Consider the following 17222-nt stretch of genomic DNA (forward strand, 5'->3'; position numbering starts at 1 on the left):
GACGTTCGGTTCACGTGCACGGGCGGCGTGCAGACGGGTGATTGACACCTCTCAGGTGACACCCGGTTGAACGAAGGTTTCCGCCGTCTGGCAAGCTGCGCGACCATGAGGAAGATCCACTACAGGTTGGCAATGACCGCCGGCTTCTTCGTCGCCTCCACGGCCGCCATTGCCGTCGTCATTGCGGTCTCGACCGCCGGTGCGACCGCCGGCAAGACGCAGATGAAGGCATGGGGCCTCATCAACGTGGCACAGAACTCCACCTCGACAACGAAAATGGACTGAACCAATAAACCGACACGCGGGGGTGTCGAAATGGAAGCCAGCGGTGATTTAGTCACGAGAACAACCCGTCAGGGCCGGCTCGAACGATCGCGTCGGAAAAACGGTCGCTGGCCTTGACACGACATCGTGTGGTGGTGACGGGCAGCGCTCGTCACCACCACACAGGCCACAGCCTGTACCGTGCCAGAACTCGACGCTGCAGCCGTGACCTGGCGTTTCGTCACCAGCGACACCCCGGCATGATCACCTCCCGTGACGTTCCGTCTCTTGTACTTGCTCACAGTTCGGGTGCTCGGATGGCTGATGCTGCTCGCTGGCAACAGGACCGTGTTGATCGCTGAGGTGCTGATGCTGCGGCACGAGGTCGCCGTTCTGCGTCGTCAGGTCGGCCGACCACGTCCTACCTGGCCGGACCGGGCGATCCTGTCCGCCCTCGCCAGGGCTGCTACCGCGCCCGCTCCGGACACGCCGTATCGTCACGCCAGCCACACTCCTGGCCTGGCACCGCCGTCTGGTCCGAAAGAAGTGGACCTACCCAACCGGATGGGGCGTCCGCCCATCACCGAGGAGATTCGCAGTCTGGTTCTGCGCCTGGCACAAGAAAATCCGCGATGGGGACACCGCCGAATCCAGGGCGAATTATCCCGACTCGGCCACCGACTGGGAGCCGGCACGATCCGCCGCATCCTGGGCAACGCCCGCCCGGGGCCGCCTCCCCGCAGTACCGACACCCTGTGGCGGACCTTCCTACGCAACCAGATCCAGGGCCTGCTCGCCGTGGACTTCTTTCACCTCGACACCATCGGCCTGGAAGTCCGTACAAGGCGAGTGCACATCCTCGGCGTCACCGCGCATCCGACCGCCGCGTGGACCGTCCAGCAGGCGCGCAATCTGGTGATGGACCTGGGAGAGCGGATCGCGTCGTTTCGGTTCCTCGTCCGCGACCGGGACACGAAGTTCACCGCCGGGTTCGATGCCGTGTTCGCCGGTGAGGGGATCACCAGCGTGATGATTCCGCCGCGGACGCCTCGCGCGAACTGCTACGCGGAGCGATTCGTGCGCAGCGTCCGAGCGGAGTGCACCGACCAGATTTTGATCTACAACGAACGGCACGCCGCCGCCGTCCTCGGAGAGTACGCCCGGCATTTCAACGACCACCGGCCACACCAAGGCCTCAACCAACAGCCACCAAACCACGATCCGGCCAGCGTCATCCCGCTGGACGCTCCGATCACACGCCGAAAGATCCTCGGCGGCGTGATCAACGAGTACCGGCGAGTTGCCTGAGCTGGCCGGCGAAACACCTGGACACCGCCTACGCATCGACTTTTGGCACGGTACACGCAACGCGCCGCCACTGAAAGATGCCACCACTCCCGAGTTATGCACCCGGCAACACCGTCAGCAACCGCCGCCCCCGCACCGAAGCGATATAGCCGTCATCTTGAACAACGATCACTATTCCTGTAGCTGGCGAGACGACGAATACACTGGCGTACATAAAATAATCCCGCACTCGAACATGGAACGTCTTCACAAATTCAGCCAGGTCGACCGCATCCACAAAGAACGGACCTTGATCGGAATCGAAGCTTGTACTATTGACGACGATTAGAGGACCCTCAAGTTCGACACACCGCGACAGAAAGTCGTCCTCAATAGCGTCCGCATCGCGCCGCTCAATATCAAACGACTCCCAAGCCTCTCTCGATATACCAACGATTCGATCGTGATCGTATGCCGTCGAGCCAGGCAGGACCGCAGCGAGCACGCCTTCCGCGAAGCCCCAATTCACGTGACGCTTTATTGATGTCATCGCTCCTCGCGCCCCTCAATGAAGACCTTCAACACAGTCCGCCAAGGATTCCCCTTGGTAGAGCCGAGACTATTGTCCACCAGTTCGGACAATTTGACGTGCGGCCCCTCCGGCGGAAAGTCGTGGCCATCGAGATTGAATTCAATATCCCGGTGCGTGCCATCAGGAAGTTGCCCTCGCCAGAAGTTCGGCTTCCGTTCAACGAAATTGTCAAGACCTCCACCAGCGAGATGATCAGCGACAGCAAGGAGGTCATCCTCATTCTGCACCGTATTCCGTTCCACTTGCTGACCGGCAGAGTTCGTCACGGTGCGTGAAGTGACATTTACGCCGCACCCTTCCAGGTAATCGTTGTTGTGTACTAGCACCGGCGTGTTGCCAGCCAGGACATAGTACGTGTGCTGGGTGTCGACGGTGAGGTTGTAGACGCGGGTCGTCTCGTCGTGTGTATGCAGGCTCCTGACGACGACAGTCCGGCCGTCGTCGGTGAGCAGGTGCTCACCGGCCTTGAGCTGACTGGCGTTCACCCACCGGCTGAAGTCCACCACCCAGAAGGGATGATTGTCGGTGCTGGTGACGGAGTCGGACTTGCCGTTGTCGGTGACGGCGACGTCGACGAGGTGCTTGAGGCCTTGGCCGACGATGACGTCGGTGACAGGTTCGTCGGCGGTCTTGCCGGTGGTGGGGTCGGTAGCTCGAACCCGGTCGCCGACCTGGAGAGAATCGATCCGCTCAGTCGACCCGTCCGCCATCTCGACTCTGGTGTCGTCGGCGAAGCTATTGGCACCGCCTAGGCAAGACTCTTCCACCCTCTTGGCGATGCCTTCGCCCGCGTCTTCCGCAGTTCTGGCTAGCCCCTTGCCGATGTCTTCAGCAACAGCAGTGCCTGCCTTGCCCAGCAGTTTCGCCCCATCTGCGAGTTCTCCACCGAACGGGATCACGCCAAGCGCCGACCAAAGGGCATCCTCATAGTCACCGTCCACCGCGTACCACACCGCATTGACGGCACTGGCGATCTGTCCAATCACGGGAAACATGCCCAGGAAATCGAGCAAAGTGTGCCCAGCAGACTTGAGCTGATCTGTCGGCTTCGGGGTACCGCCGCCACACGAAGTGCAGCTCGTGGGCGTGACGTCGGACGGACCGGCACCCTTGACCGTCTGGATCACCGGCTTGTCACCGGTGACATCCTGCTGCAACTGCTGCATCTGGTTGGCGTTGTCCGCAATGACGTTCGAGGACGATGCGACCTGATTCGCAGGCAGCGACGACGAGGAGGAGACCGGCGGCCCCTGCTGGGCATAGTGCGGTGCCGTCAGCGCCTGAGGCACCGGTATCGGGTTGTTCTGGGCGGCCTGCTGCTGTGCCTGTCGCGCGGCGATTGCGGGATCAGGTGGCGCGGGCGCGGGCCCATAGGCACACGCATTGCCCGAACAACCACCAGTACCTCCGCCACCGCCGTTGCTCCCGCTGCCCGACGGCCCATTGCCAATACTGGGCGGCTTTTGAGGACCAGCACTACAACCAAAGCTGCACACACCAAGGAACGCATTTTTCCGCGCGAAACTGTAGCCTTGCTGAGACGCCGTGTGCGAAGCTAACGATTCGGCTACAACCGCAATTAAAACAACCGCTCCAGCGATGCACACCATAGCAGTAATTGGCTCAATGCAGTGGCCGGAGGGATCGGTGTGGTTCGTCGGTGCACCGGCGGCATAGGCGTAGCGGTTGGGGCTGCTGGCGACCTGGATGCTGTCGCGGGAGTCGAAGCTGCCGGTGGACGGGTTGTACCAGCGCGCGCCCATGTGCACCTGGGCGGTGTCGGGATCGGTGTAGGCGCCCTGGAACCCGATCGACTGCTGGGTGCCGGAGGTGGCGGTCACCTGACCGAACGGGTCGTACGCGGCGGAGTGTGACAGCCCGGTGTTGCCGTCGCCGGGCGCGAACCCGGCGATCACGTCGTCATGCTTGTCGGAGATGGTGAGCTGCTTGTCGTTCCCGTTGCCGGTCGCCAACAGCTCGCCGCCGGGCGCGCGGCTGTATGTGGTGGCGCCGTCACCGGAGATCTGGTCAGCCAGCCCGGAATAGCTGAACGTCTGTCCATTGCGGACCGCGAGCCGGTCGAGTCCGTCGTAGGTGTAGCTCGACGAGCCGTCGCCGACCATGCGATCGAAGGCGTCGAAGGACATCTTCTCGGTCAGGCCGGAGCTGGTCCGTGACGCCATGGTGCCGCGCGGCGTGTACGTATAGGTGTAGTCGCCGTCGGAGAGCAGCCGGTTGCGCTGGTCGTAGCTGGCGGTCTTGGCGCCGGCCTGCACCCGGTTGCCCGCGTCGTCCCAGGCGTACGCGGTCGTCTTGCCGCCGGCTGTCCACGACACCATCCGGCCGGCGTAGTCGTAGCTGTAGCTGTTCGTGCCGGCGCCGGCGGTGCCGGCGGTGTCCTTCTCGGTGAGGTTGTTGGCGGCGTCGTAGCCGTAGCTGACGGACGCGGTCACCGAGCCGGCGGCGGTCTTGGTCGTGTCGGAGGCGAGCCGCCCCAGGTCGTCGTACGTGTAGCTACGCGATTGCCCAGAAGAATAGGCGACGCCGTCGACGTCGCCGGTGGCGTTGTAGTGCGCGGTCTGCGCGACGCCGGTGATGCCGTCCTGGACGGAAGCCATGCGGCCATTCGCGTAGTGGTAGACGGCCTTTCCGGCGGCGTCGGTCCTAGTGGACATGCGGCCGTCAGAGTCATAAGTGAACGTCGAGTCCGCGCCGCTGCCCGTGGTCGACAGGACGTCGCCTCGGTCGTCGTAGCCGACGGTGATCGCACCGCTGGGCGCCGAGACCGAGTTCAGCCGGCCAGCGGCGTCGTAGCCGAGCGTGCGGTCGGTGGTCGCTGCCTCGGCGCCGCTGCCGGTCTGCTTCACCATCCGGTTGAGCTCGTCGAACGTGCTGGTGGTGGCTACGCCACCAGGTGCGGTAACGCCGACGACGTTGCCGGCGGCGTCGTAGCCTGCCTTCCACGTCGCCGCGGGCTCCGTCGCGGTCGCGGGCTCGGTGACGGATTCCTTCAGCCCGAGACTGTTGTATGTGGTGATGGTCGAGTTACCGCGGCCATCGGTGAGGCGCGACTGCCGGCCCGCCGGGTCGTAGCCGTACGAGGTGGTCACTGACTTCGTGTCGGACACTGGCTCGGTCTGCTGCACGACCTGGTCGATCGCGTTGTACGAGAACGTGGTGGTGTGGTTGAGGGCGTCTGTGGCCGACAGCAGGTTGCCGGCCGGGTCGTAGGCCGCCGACGTGTCACGCAGATCGGCGCTAGTCCCCTTCCAGTCCGAAGTAGACACTGCCCGTCCGGCCGGGTCGTACTTCGTCCAGTGGTTGCGGCCCAACGCGTCGGACACCAGCACGGTGCGCCCGGCCAGGTCGTAGCCGTACTGGGTGGTCACGCCGGCGGCGTCGGTGGTGCTGGTCTGCTCGCCGGCCCCGTCGAACGTCGCGGTGACCTTCTCACCGGCCGGTGTGGTCAGGGCGACCTGGTGCCCAAGGTCGTCGTAGCCGTAGGTCGTCGTGTAGGCAGCGGGTTGGGGAGTCCGCTCCACCTGCGTGGCGGTGGCCATCCGGCCGAGGTCGTCGTACGTGGCCGTGGTGGTCGCGCCGCCAGGCACGGTGCTCTGCAGCACCTCGCCGTCGTTGTCGTACTGGAACACCGACACCCGCGAGCCGGGTTCCTCGGAGCGCACGAGCCGCCCGAGCTGGTCGTAGGCGTACTTGATGACGTTGCCGCGCGGATCCGTCTGCGCGACGACGTGGCCAAGCGAGTCGTAGGCCGACGTCATGGTCGGTGTGATCGCGGTGGTCGTACCGGGCGCGGTGTAGCTCGGCGCGATCTGGTTCACCGGCCGGCCGTCCTGGTCGTACTCGATGCGGCTGACGTTGCCGACCGGGTCCTTGGTCGCCACCTGGTCGCCAAAGGTGTCGAGGCCGACAGTCGTGGCCGGCCGCTGCATGCTGGGCTGGCTGCCGTTGGACTCCACGGCCACCGGCGGCAGCGTCAAGCCAACCTTACGGCCGAGTTCGTCGTACTGGAAGTTGGTGGTGAACGCGGTGCGGTCGGCGTTGGCGACGTTGCCCCGGGGGTCGGTCGTGGCGGTCACCAGGCCGCGCTGGTCGTACGAGTACGACGTGGTCAGCGTGGTGGAATCGTTATGCACCCCTTGGCTTGTCTGCCGGCCGGCGGCGTCGTAGCCGTAGTCGACGACCTCGGTGGTGGAAGGCATGAACGCGCCGATGTTCGAACTGTTGCCGGTGCGGGTCACGCTGGTCACGGCGCCGTTGAGGTTGTATTTGTAGCTCGTCTTGCGAGCCAGGCCGGTCGGGTCGACGGTCGTGGTGGTGATGCGCCCGACCGCGTCATAGGTGGTTGCGGTGGTGGCACCGCCGCCCCCGGCGACGTCCTTGACCACCTTGCCGGCGGCGTCGTAGCTGTAGTCGTGCAGCACGATGTCGCGAGTGGTGTTGTTCGGGTTGCGGAAGCCCACCTGGATGACCTGGTGCACCAGATCGTCGTTGTAGTACGTGTACTTCGTGGTGCGCCCCATGGCATCGGTGTCACGCACCAGGCGGCCGCCGAGGTCGTAGGCGTACGAATGGAGCGGCAGGTCGTCCTTGGGCGAGGTGTCGCCGGTGCCGTCGCCGCCGCTGCCGGACACACCGCTCAGCGCCGCGCCCGTCCAGCCGACGAGCACCACTTCGGCCACCTGGTTGCGCGCCGTGTAGAGGTACTTGGTCTTGGTGCCGGCTGGATCAACCATCCACACACGGTTGCCGAAGGCGTCGTGTCCGTAGCTTGTCACGTTGCCCAGCGCGTCTGTCTGCTTGCTGAGCAGGTTGTGTGAGTCGAACTCGTCGGTGACCGCGCGCGGCTTGTCGCCCCCGGTGAGATCGGTGACCTCGGTCTTGGTGATGTTGCCGTCAGCGTCGTAGGTGCTGGTGGCGCGGGCGGTGTGCTTGACCCCGGTGACGGCGTCGGTGGTAGCGGGTTGCGTCACCGTGCTGAGGCGGGACAGCACGTCGTAGGTGAACTGCGTGGTGACGCCGGCGGGCTGGCTGTCCGAGACCTGGGTCTGGGTCAGCACTCGGCCCTGGCTGTCGTAGGTGTACTTCGTGACCAGGCCAGTCGGGCTGGTGGCCTGGGCGAGTGTGCCGTCGACGAAGTAGTTGAACGTCGTCACCGCGCCCATGGCGTCAGTCGAGGTCATGACCAGACCGGCGGGCACGCAGGGGCACGCGCTGGGTGTCGTGCCGGACATCCCCGTGGATGGGTTGATGCCCTCGTGCCCGGTGGTGTAGGTGTGCTTGACCTTGCCGCCGTCGGCGGTGGTCTGGGTGTCGAGCAGACCGGTTGCGGTGTAGGACAAGGACGTCTGGTAGGTGGTGTCGGTCGCGTTCGCCGACCGCCCGTCCCGGGTCGCGACCGGCTTGTCGTTGCGGGGGTCGGTAGCGCTGTCGGCGTTGAGGTAGTAGTCGATGTAGGAGGTCTGGCAGTCGGTCTGGGTGGTGCGGCAGGTCTTCTTGGAGACGACGTTGCCGCGCTTGTCGTAGGCGAGGGTGACCTGGTCGCCGTTCTCGTCGGTGATGGTGTTCTGGAAGCCGCTCGAGTCGTAGGAGTAGCTGCGCACCCCCTGCCCGTCGACCGGGCCGCCGACCCATGTCGGATCTCCGCCGACTGGGCCACCGCAGAAGATCGGGCCCCCGTTGGTGGGAGTGGTGCAGGTGGTTGTGGGTGTCGCAGTGGTCGTGGTGGTGGTGCTGCCCGGCGTGTCCTCCGGGCGCACGCCCACGCCCAGCGGCGCGATGGATCGCACGATGCGGCCGCGCAGCGGGTCGTAGTCGTACTCGTGCGGCCGACCGGCCGGGTCACTCACCGAGGCAACCTTGATCGGGTTCTCCGCGGAACCGGTGGTGGTGGGCAGCGCCAGCGTCCACACGCCGCCGTTCTCGTCGGTGTACTGGTGCACGCGGTCGTGGCTGACGTCGTAGGTCGCCGCCGCGCCGACCTTCCCGCTGGGCAGGGTGATCTTGTCGAGTTCGTCGCTGCCGGCGGCCGCCGCGAACTGTGCCGCCACGGCCGGCTGTCCGAGCGGGTGCTCGTAGAACGCGACCTCGGCGAGATCGCCGCTGTAGTACTGCCGTTGGCCGCCGGTGATGCCCGGCCAGGAGCCTGATTTGACGATGAAGTCGGCGCCGAGCTGGTTGTTGGCCATGTCGGCGGCGTCGATGGTGCCGGCGAGCGAGCCGACGATCTGGCCGTCAAGGTACATGGACTGCGTGGTCATCGCGCCGGTGAGCACGACCTGGTGCCACTTGCCGTCGTTGACGGTCCCGCCGGTGGTGATCGGCGCGACCGTGCCGGTCCACAGCTGCCCGCGCAGCTTGCCGTCCGTGCCGACGTACAGCATTGGCACGGCGGCCGTCGGCGCGGTGCCTCCGCCCAGGGCTTGGTTCTGGTAGGCGACCAATGGTCCCGACTTGGTTGTCCGGAACCACAGCGACACGGCGAGGTTGCGGTCCTTGCGCAGGGTGCCGTCGGGCAGCGTGACCATCGAGGATGTGCCGTTGAACGTGGCGGCGGTCGAGCCGGTGACAGGCCCAGCGATGCCGAGGATGACGTCTTTGTAGGTGCCCTTGTCCGCGCCCAGGTTGACGCCGACCTCGCTCTTGGCGTCCGGGCCGGAGCTGTCGCCCAGGCGCCAGTACGAGTCGGGCTTGCCGTCCGCGACCGCGCTCCGGTAGTGCGAGCCGGCCTCATAGTTGTAGGTGGTGCAGTCGGACAGCGGGTCGCAGACTTTGGTCAGCTTGTCGCCGTCGTAGGTGTACTGCCACGTCGGCGCCGTGCCACTGGCCTGCTCGATGGTGACCGCGGTGACGTGCGACCCCGTCCAGGTGAAGCTCAGGCCGAGCGGCTGCGACAGGCGGCGCACCGCGGCGAGCTTGCCGCCGCTGTAGGTGAAGACGATCGCGCGGCCCTGGGCGTCGGCGATCGTGGACAGCTGGTTGTTCACGAACTCGTACTTGGTGGCGGACTTGTCGACGAGGTCCCATACGGTCGCGCTGGGGTGGGTCAGCGAGGCGTAGCGGCCCTCCGGCGGTGCGTACGTGCCGTCCGGGTTGAGGCCGAACCGTACCTGCTGCCCGTCGGGGTAGGTGACCACCACATTGCCGGAGCCGTCGTTGTCCGGCACCACGGACATGTCGTACTGCGTCGCCCAGCCCTCGCCGAAGGCGTTGGTACGCCGCGGATCCAGGCTGTTGTACGTGCGGGCGACGGAGATCGACGGGCCGCCGAAGGCCAGTGCGGCGTCCAGCGCGCTGCGGTAGAAGTTGCCGACCTGTGGGTCGAAGTCGTTGCTGTCGGTACTGTACGGGGCGTTGCCGAGGTGGGCGGTGATCTCGGGCTGAGGCACCGCCGTCAGCAGCGCACTGTAGGGCAGTTTCTGACTTTCGTCGGTGCCGTCGAACGCGAAGGCCCGCCACACGTACGTCTTGCTCCACACCAGTTTTCCGGCCGGCACGGTCCATCTGTCATCCGGGATGTGCCCGGAGTCGAAGCAGTTGACCGGGTTGCCGCCGCTGTCCTGCTCGCAGACCTCGAACCGGTATTGCAGCGAGCTGTCCGGTGGTGCGTCGACCTTCACGGCGTCGGCCCACAGTTGCGGGGTCAGTGTGGGGGCGGAGTAGCCGTTGGGCGGGTATTGGGCGGTGATGACCGGCGGGATGTTGTATACCCGCAGCACGAGCCGCGCCGGCGGGATCTGTTCGTCGGTGAAGAATGGGCCGCCCTCTTTGAGCATGCTGAAGTCGAGGTAGTAGTCGCCCGGGTCCAGCGGCAGGATGGTGGCGTCCAGGCTTACGGACTGGCCGTGTGCGACAGTGCCGGGCAGCTGTGCGGCTTCCTTGGATGCGACCGCCTGTCCGTCGCTGGTGTAGGCGCGGTAGCCCAGCGCGTAGGTGTCGGGGGTCCAGGTGTCGACGCCGCGGTTGGTGACGGTGACCTTGATCTGGCCGCTCTCGTTGCGGGTGATCGGCGGGTTCGGGATCGGCTGGGTGATGTCGTAGTCGGCGTTGAACGGCGTGTGCGTGACGAACAGCTTGGGTGGGTTGGCGGTTCGCGCGCCGGTGAACTTCTTCCAGCCGTAGCTGTCGGTGTCCGACCCCCGCACGGTCAGTCCGTAGTTGGGCATCGTGCCGTCGACCCAGGCCTGCACGACGTCGCGGCCCGACGGGCCGAGGTCGATGCCCTCGCCGGCCACCGGGCAGTCGGAGCTGGTGTGTCCTGACGCGATGTAGCCGTGTGCGAAGGATGCCTCGGACAGCTCCGGGCCGTAGCTGGGGTTGTTGCCCCAGGGCGAGGTCACCGCGTGCACCGTGACCGGACGTGGCTGGCAGGACCAGGACCAGTCGTTCACCAGGTACAGCTGCGCGCCGAAGATCTTCTCGTTGTGCAGGCTGTTCTCGATGCCGTCGAACTTCAGGTACGTGGCGGCGTGGATGTTGTCGGCGCCGTCGAAACCGGTCTTCAGCTCGGTGCCGCCGTCGTTCTGGACACCGTTCTGCACATACATCGACGCGCTGGCGTTCGGGCTGGCCACCGACGGGTCGACCACCACCGGGTACTGCCGGGCGGGGTCGTTGAGCCAGTTCTGGTCCAGGTCCACGCGCAGTCCGCCCGGCACCAGGTGGTAGCTGACGCCGGTGGAGGTGGCGGGGTCGCCGGTGTGCGGGTTGCGGCTGGTATCCGACATCGAGCCGGCCGGGACACTGGCCCGCTCCTTGCCGGCGGCGTCGACCAGCGCGACCCGCCCGTCGACCAGCTTGGCTGTCAAACCCTTGAGCTGCAACGGGAACAAGAAGCTGTGCGGCGCGTTGCGCGAAGCCAGCACCAGCGATTCCTTGACGCCGCCGGGCTGCACGTCCAGCCGTAGATCGGTGTCCGCGAGCACGCCGCGGTAGGTGACCGTGCTGCCCTGCGCCTGACCGGCCACCGGCTGCGCGCCATCGAGGCCGTAACCGAACACGTGGTCGCCGTCCAACCCGAAGCTGACCATGCCGCTGCCGCCGGCGTGACCGGCGAAACGCGACGACACCTCGTCGGCGGCGTTGCGCCAGCCGCTGCCGTCGGGCACCAGGCTGGTGTCGATCGACCCCCAACTGCCGTCCGGCTTGCGGTAGTTGACCGGGTCCTTGCTGAACTCCGTGGTCTGTGTGCCGTCGGTGTTGCGGTACGTGCTCGCGTATCGACCGCGCTGGGCCGGGACTTCCTCACTGCTGGCCGGATCGAAGCCATGCACCGAGGTCTTCCCGACGGCGGCGCTGGCGGTGTTGGCCTTCGGCCTGGCAGCTGGGAACTTGATCGCCGGGTAGTCGGCGTGCGAACCGCGGGCGGTCTGTTGGTTGCCGGCGGTGGTGGCCACGATGTGGTCGTGCTCGCCAGGTTGCCGGGTCGCGGGGTCGTCCGCCGAGCCCGAGCGTTGCTTCGGGGCCAGGGACAGCGCGTCCGCGAGTTCGTGCAGGTCGCCGAACAGCGGCGGCGTGACCCGGGCGGCGGTGGGCCCGAACACTGCGACCACCAGGATCACCACGAGCATGTTGATCACGACACGAGTGCGCCGCACGTGGGCGCGCCGGTCACCGGCAGATGCCACGGAAAATCTCCCCCTTGAATGTGTCCGCCGCGCGAGACGGCGCACGGGACAGGATGAGGCAACAAGGCCGGTAAAGGCAAGGTGAAATCACGCCTAACACGCCTTTGACAGGCGGTCAAGATGCAATCGGTTAGCCCGTTGGGACGCTTATTACGTAACGCAAACAGTCGCCAGGCGGCGTCACGGGAACGTCACAACTGTCCGGTACGGTCCGCCTCGGCCACCCGACTCGGGGCCGCCCACCAGGTAAAACACCATCCAGGGGGAACATTGAGAACACACCGCCTCAGATATTCCGCGGCCGTTCTCGTCGCCACTGCAACAATGTCTGCCGTCGTACCGACTTCCATTTTGTCTATTGCGCACGCGGACACGACAACGACGTGCACGGGCCCGACGCAGATTTTCGCCGCACTTCCCGACGGTTCCACCCGCCGTTACAACCACACTGATCCGGTTGGCGGCACGGCAGGTATGACCAATCTGGGCGAGGTCGGCGGCCCCAACGGCGGCACCATGATGGGCGGCCCGAACGGCGACGTCTACAACATCCAGCCCGCCGGCGAATTCCGCCGCTACCACTGGAACGGCACCGGCTGGGACCCCTACCAGGTGATCGGGCAGGGCTGGACCAACTGGGACAACCCCACCTACCACAACCGCATCACCGTCGACTCCCGCGGCGACATCTACGAAGTGCCCAGCGACGGCAATCTCTACGTCGACCACTACGACCCGGCCGCCGGCCAGATCGTCAGGCACGAGATCGACACGAACTGGGGCAACTACGACCTCATCCTGGCCGCCGGCCCCGGCGTGCTCTTCGCCCGCAACCCCAGCCTCAACAACGGCGAGCTCTACCGCTACCAATACGACGCCAACTCACAACGCTGGCTGCAAAGACAAAAGGACGTCAGCTACGGCTGGAACATCTACAGCGGCATGTTCTCCCCCGGCGGCGACATCCTCTACGGCCACGTCACCGACTCGCACGGAGATCTCTACTGGTACAACTACGACAACGCCACCAACGGCGGGACCGTTGGCAACGACATCGACTGGGGTTGGGACCCCAGCTGGCTGATCACCTCGACGTCCAACACCTGCGCCACCCCGATGAGCCTGCCGCCCAAGGCACAAGTCACGCCGACCAGCGGAGTTGCGGCCACGCTGCTGCCCAACGCCAACGGCCGCTTGGAGTACTACTACGTCGGCAAGGACGGCACCGTCGTCACCATCGACCAGAGCAACATCTCCGACAACAGCACCGCCCAGTTCAGCACGCTCGCCGGCACCGGCTCCTTCACCGGACGGGTGGCCGCCGGACTCAACGACAACGGCGGCGCCCAAGTCCTCGCGCTCGGCACCGACAGCGAGACCCGCAACGCGACACAGCCCGGCGTCGGCGGGGTCTGGTCATCGCTGTCCCCGGCCGGCGGCTACTTCCCGGCCGAGCCGGCCATCGTCCGCAAGCCCGACAACACGCTCGTCGCGTACGGCCTGGACGCCCAGGGCAACCTCTGGTATCGGCCGCAGTACGTCAAGAACGGCGACCTCACCGCGTGGCTCAAAGTGAAGAGCACGGGCATGAAGGGCACGCTCACCGCTGTCGTCCAAGGCAACGCGACTCGACTCTTCGCCTTGGACGCCAACAACCGGCTCAACACCGCCACCGTCACCGGCACCACGGTCAGCGCGTGGACGACACTGACCGGCCTCACCTCAGGCACGTTAGCCGCTGCCGTGCCATCTGTAGTGGTTCGCAGTGACGGCACGGCCCAGGTGTTCGCTCTCGACGCCAGCGATAACACGGTGCGAACTATCAAGCAGAACGCCGACCTCAGCTGGCCCACCACGTGGACCATCATCCCCGGCCTGACCGCTGCCGGGGCACCCTCGGCATTGGTCACCACCAGCGGCACCGTGGAGGTCGTCGTCAAGAGCAGCGACGGCCACATCTACGACACCGGTCAGATCGCCGTCGGCAACCCCGCCTTCCGCGCCTGGTCAGCAGTTGACCCGCTGGACAAGGCGGCTTCCGACCCGTCGAGCGCCCTGCTGACCACCGGGACCTGGGTGGTTGTGTTCCGCGATGCCAACGACCGCACGCTGCTTTTCCGCGCCGTGCCGAACAGCCCACAAGCCCGCGCCACGATCACCACGGCTGCACCGTCGTTCGTCGGCGGCCCCCTGCCGGCGCCGAAACGCTGACCGCCGCTGGTCGGGCTCGGGTGACCGAGCCCGACCGGCACTCGGTGGTTGGCCTCCAGGAAGCCGACAACGATGCCTCCGCACCAACAGATCTGGGACACGGTAGCGTGGCCCCTCCGGCGAAGTCGCGTTCCTCTGCGGGGTGCCCGAAGTGGACTTGGTGAACTCCATCAGCCGTGCCACAGACCGCCATCCGCCTCGCCACCCCGAAAAAGCCGATTTGGACGCCGACGCTGCCGCCCTGGTCTCACTCAGCCGCGACCCCGAACGGAATGGATCCAAATCCCAGTGGCACACGCACTCATCATCGGCGCCGGCATTGCCGGCACCACAACAGCCATGGCACTCCACAAGGCAGGAATGACCTCCACCGTCTACGAGGCGTACCCGCAGGGCGGCGACGACGTCGGCGCCTTCCTTCTCGTCCTGAATAACGGCATGGACGCACTTCGCGCCATCGACGCCCACCACGCGGTGAACAACGCATCTTTTCGCACCACCCACGCTCAACACATGGGCCCTGACGACACAGTATTCACGGGCGGCCCGATGGGCACCCCCGACCCAGACGGTCCCCGAACTCTCACACGCGCTGCTCTCTACCGCGCCCTGCAGAACGAACTGCTACGCCGTGGCGGCCAGATCGAGCACGGCAAGACGTTCGTCTCCGCCCACGAGACCGAGACCGGCGGCATGGTCGCCACATTCGCCGACGGCACCCAGGCTGAAGGCGACCTGCTGATAGGCGCAGACGGGATTTGGTCGGCAACGAGGCGCATCATCGCGCCGAACGCGTCTCCGACCCACACCGGCTCCAACTTGGTCTACGGGTACAGCCGAGATCCCAACATCCCCCGCGTCGACAACACGTTCCGCTTGATCACCGGCAGTCGCGGCCGCCTCGTCTATGTCACCTCCCCCAGCGGAGAGACCTACTGGGGCGCCACCATCCCCGGTAACCCACTCGACAAGGCCGACACCCAAGATCAGCAACGGTGGATAGCGGAACTCATCGACCGATTCTCCGTTGATCCTGGCAAGGTTCCACTCAGCGTGGTCAGCGCCCGCCAGGATCGCGTGCTGGTGCTCAGCATCTACCACTTGGCGTCACCCCTACCAGCCTGGCATTCAGGGTCGATGGTGCTGGTCGGCGACGCGGCACACGCAGTTGGGCCGTCCGCCGGCCAGGGCGCCTCAGTCGCCCTGGAGGACGGCGTCATTCTGGCCAAGTGCTTGCGCGATATCGGAAACCTCGGCGACGCGTTCTACACGTACCACCAGCTACGAGCCGACCGCCTCCAGCAGCTGCTGGTCCTGACGCAGACACGTGTGAGCAACCTCCACGAGGCCAAGGCCTACTCCAACCCCAACAGGCGCACCTTCCTGTACGAGCACAAGATTGAGTGGGACGAGCCGATCACCGCCGTCGCCAAGCCGCGATGAGTACCTGCCGCATACGCTGATCCGCCCCCAAAAGGCCATCGCCATGGGGGCGCTACCGCTGGCCACGCTCAGTGCGGTTGACGCACCGGCCCTTGTCGGCCCACCAGCCAGGCACGCCGCGCTAACCAGCAAAACACCGCATGCCCACTCGCGGCTCGTTTCCTGACGGGGCTTGCACGGTGATCGAGTTGCACCTACCGGGATCAAGGTGCACTACGGGGTCTGTTCACACAGCCGTCCGCAGACCCGGGAGGACGTCATGGCATGGGTCGAGAAAACGGGTAAGAACAGCTGGCGAGTCCGCTACCCCAAAAAGACCGGCGGAACCGGCTCCATGTCCGGATTCCGCACCAAGAAAGCCGCCGACGCCTACGCCAACGACCTCGAGACCGACCAGCGCCGCGGCATCTGGATCGACCCCACCGACTCCCGCATCACCGTCGCCGACTGGACCGCGCAGTGGTTCCCCACCCTGGACGTCGATCCCCGCACCATCGACAACTACCGCAGCTACCTCACCAACCACATCCTGCCCCACTGGGGCACCAGCAGCCTCGGCGAGATCACCGCCCTCGACGTCACCGCATGGATCAAACAACTCCGCCACCACCTCGCAGCCTCCACCGTCAACTGCGTCGTCTGCGTATTCGCCATGCTCATGGACGACGCCGTCGACCAACACCTCATCCCCGCCAACCCCGTCCGCCGACGCCCCCGCCGCGGACGCCGCTGCAACCGACCACACCCACCCACCGAACGCGTCTGGACCACACCCGAGAAGGTGCTGCGCGCCGCCGAGCAGGCCGGCATGCTCGGCGGACCCGACGCGAAGCTGTTGGTCATCACCACCGCCTGGACCGGCTGCCGCTGGGGCGAAATGGCCGGACTGCAACCACACAACGTCGACCTCATCCGCCGCGTGATCGTCATTGATGACAAGATAGGGGCCCTGCACGAGTCCGCCCACACGCTCTGGCTCGGCCCACCCAAAACACCGTCCTCAGCGCGCACCATTCCACTACCACCGTTCCTGGTCGAACTCCTGCGCGAGCACCTCGCCCGACACACGGGCCAGTTCGTTTTCACCAGCCCACTCGGCTATCCCCTGCGGCGCAGCGACTTCCACCGCCGCGTGTTCCGCCCCGCCGTCGACGGCAACCGAGACCACCCCAACGCCAGCATCCACACCGAACCCGTCCAACCAGGACTGACCTTCCACGGACTACGGCACAGCCACAAAACCTGGATGATCACCGACGGCATCCCTGAAATCGCGCAAGCCAAACGACTCGGCCACCACCTGTCCAACCGACTCGTCGAAACCTACAGCCACGTCGCCCCCGAAATCGAAACCCGCCTCCTACGCGGACTCGAACAACGCTGGCACAACGCCACCCACACCCGACGCCCCACCGACAACCGACCCCGTCGCAGCTCGGCAGCCGGTGCACACCACACGCGTCCGGCGCGGCGCAGCACCCCGCGCACAAACAGCACACACAGCCGGCCCCTGCTCACCACGACGAAGAACCCAGCCGTGACAAGCATTCGGGAGGCCTGCGTCCTCCCGAATTCCTCCACCATGATGCAACCCAGCGATCACCGCCCGCACCAGGTCGCGATCATTGCTCGCATAAGAAAAGCCCTCCGACCAGGTAAGACCTGGATCGAAAGGCTTTAATCAAATTGTGGAGCTGAGGGGACTCGAACCCCTGACCCTCACACTGCCAGCGCGACCACAGTAGACAGCGCCTCCGACCTGCAGAAACAGAGAATCGCCA

Annotated in this window: 7 protein-coding genes; 5 read left to right on the top strand and 2 right to left on the bottom strand. The window is 65.9% G+C overall.

The annotated features are described in order from the left end of the window. Positions 1-105: 105 nt before the first annotated feature. Positions 106-285, top strand: coding sequence for a hypothetical protein (locus BCF44_RS54915; protein ID WP_147328820.1), 180 nt, complete (start codon positions 106-108; stop codon positions 283-285). A 252-nt stretch (positions 286-537) separates the two neighbouring features. Further along, positions 538-1572: an integrase core domain-containing protein gene (locus BCF44_RS40600; protein ID WP_246016087.1), complete on the top strand. Its 1035-nt coding sequence runs from the start codon at positions 538-540 to the stop codon at positions 1570-1572. 94 nt (positions 1573-1666) lie between these two features. Here the strand turns inward: BCF44_RS40600 and BCF44_RS54920 are convergent, their stop codons facing one another. Both BCF44_RS54920 and BCF44_RS40605 read right to left on the bottom strand, forming a co-directional pair. Then, on the bottom strand, positions 1667-2101 hold the full coding sequence (locus BCF44_RS54920; RefSeq protein ID WP_147328821.1) for a hypothetical protein: 435 nt from the start codon (positions 2099-2101) through the stop codon (positions 1667-1669). Then, positions 2098-11787: a polymorphic toxin-type HINT domain-containing protein gene (locus BCF44_RS40605; protein WP_147328822.1), complete on the bottom strand. Its 9690-nt coding sequence runs from the start codon at positions 11785-11787 to the stop codon at positions 2098-2100. Before BCF44_RS40605 ends, BCF44_RS54920 begins: the two co-directional genes overlap by 4 nt. A gap of 324 nt (positions 11788-12111) precedes the next feature. Here BCF44_RS40605 and BCF44_RS40610 point away from each other — a divergent pair, with 324 nt between their 5' ends. From BCF44_RS40610 to BCF44_RS40620, 3 genes are all read left to right on the top strand, one after another. Further along, complete coding sequence (locus tag BCF44_RS40610) at positions 12112-13998, top strand: tachylectin-related carbohydrate-binding protein (RefSeq protein ID WP_281283199.1); 1887 nt, start codon at positions 12112-12114, stop codon at positions 13996-13998. Between the two features lie 288 nt (positions 13999-14286). Continuing rightward, entirely contained in the window at positions 14287-15441 is a 1155-nt protein-coding gene (locus BCF44_RS40615) for an FAD-dependent monooxygenase (RefSeq protein ID WP_170218018.1), read from the top strand. Positions 15442-15700: 259 nt separating this feature from the next. Beyond that, positions 15701-17122, top strand: coding sequence for a tyrosine-type recombinase/integrase (locus BCF44_RS40620; protein WP_116179826.1), 1422 nt, complete (start codon positions 15701-15703; stop codon positions 17120-17122). Positions 17123-17222: the final 100 nt, after the last annotated feature.

This window comes from Kutzneria buriramensis (assembly GCF_003387475.1).
Taxonomy (GTDB): Bacteria; Actinomycetota; Actinomycetes; order Mycobacteriales; family Pseudonocardiaceae; genus Kutzneria; species Kutzneria buriramensis.

Coding starts and splice junctions, on each gene's coding strand:
- BCF44_RS40610 (WP_281283199.1), top strand. CDS start 12,112: ATGTCTGCCGTCGTACCGACTTCCATTTTGTCTATTGCGCACGCGGAC.
- BCF44_RS40620 (WP_116179826.1), top strand. CDS start 15,701: ATGGCATGGGTCGAGAAAACGGGTAAGAACAGCTGGCGAGTCCGCTAC.
- BCF44_RS54915 (WP_147328820.1), top strand. CDS start 106: ATGAGGAAGATCCACTACAGGTTGGCAATGACCGCCGGCTTCTTCGTC.
- BCF44_RS54920 (WP_147328821.1), bottom strand. CDS start 2,101: ATGACATCAATAAAGCGTCACGTGAATTGGGGCTTCGCGGAAGGCGTG.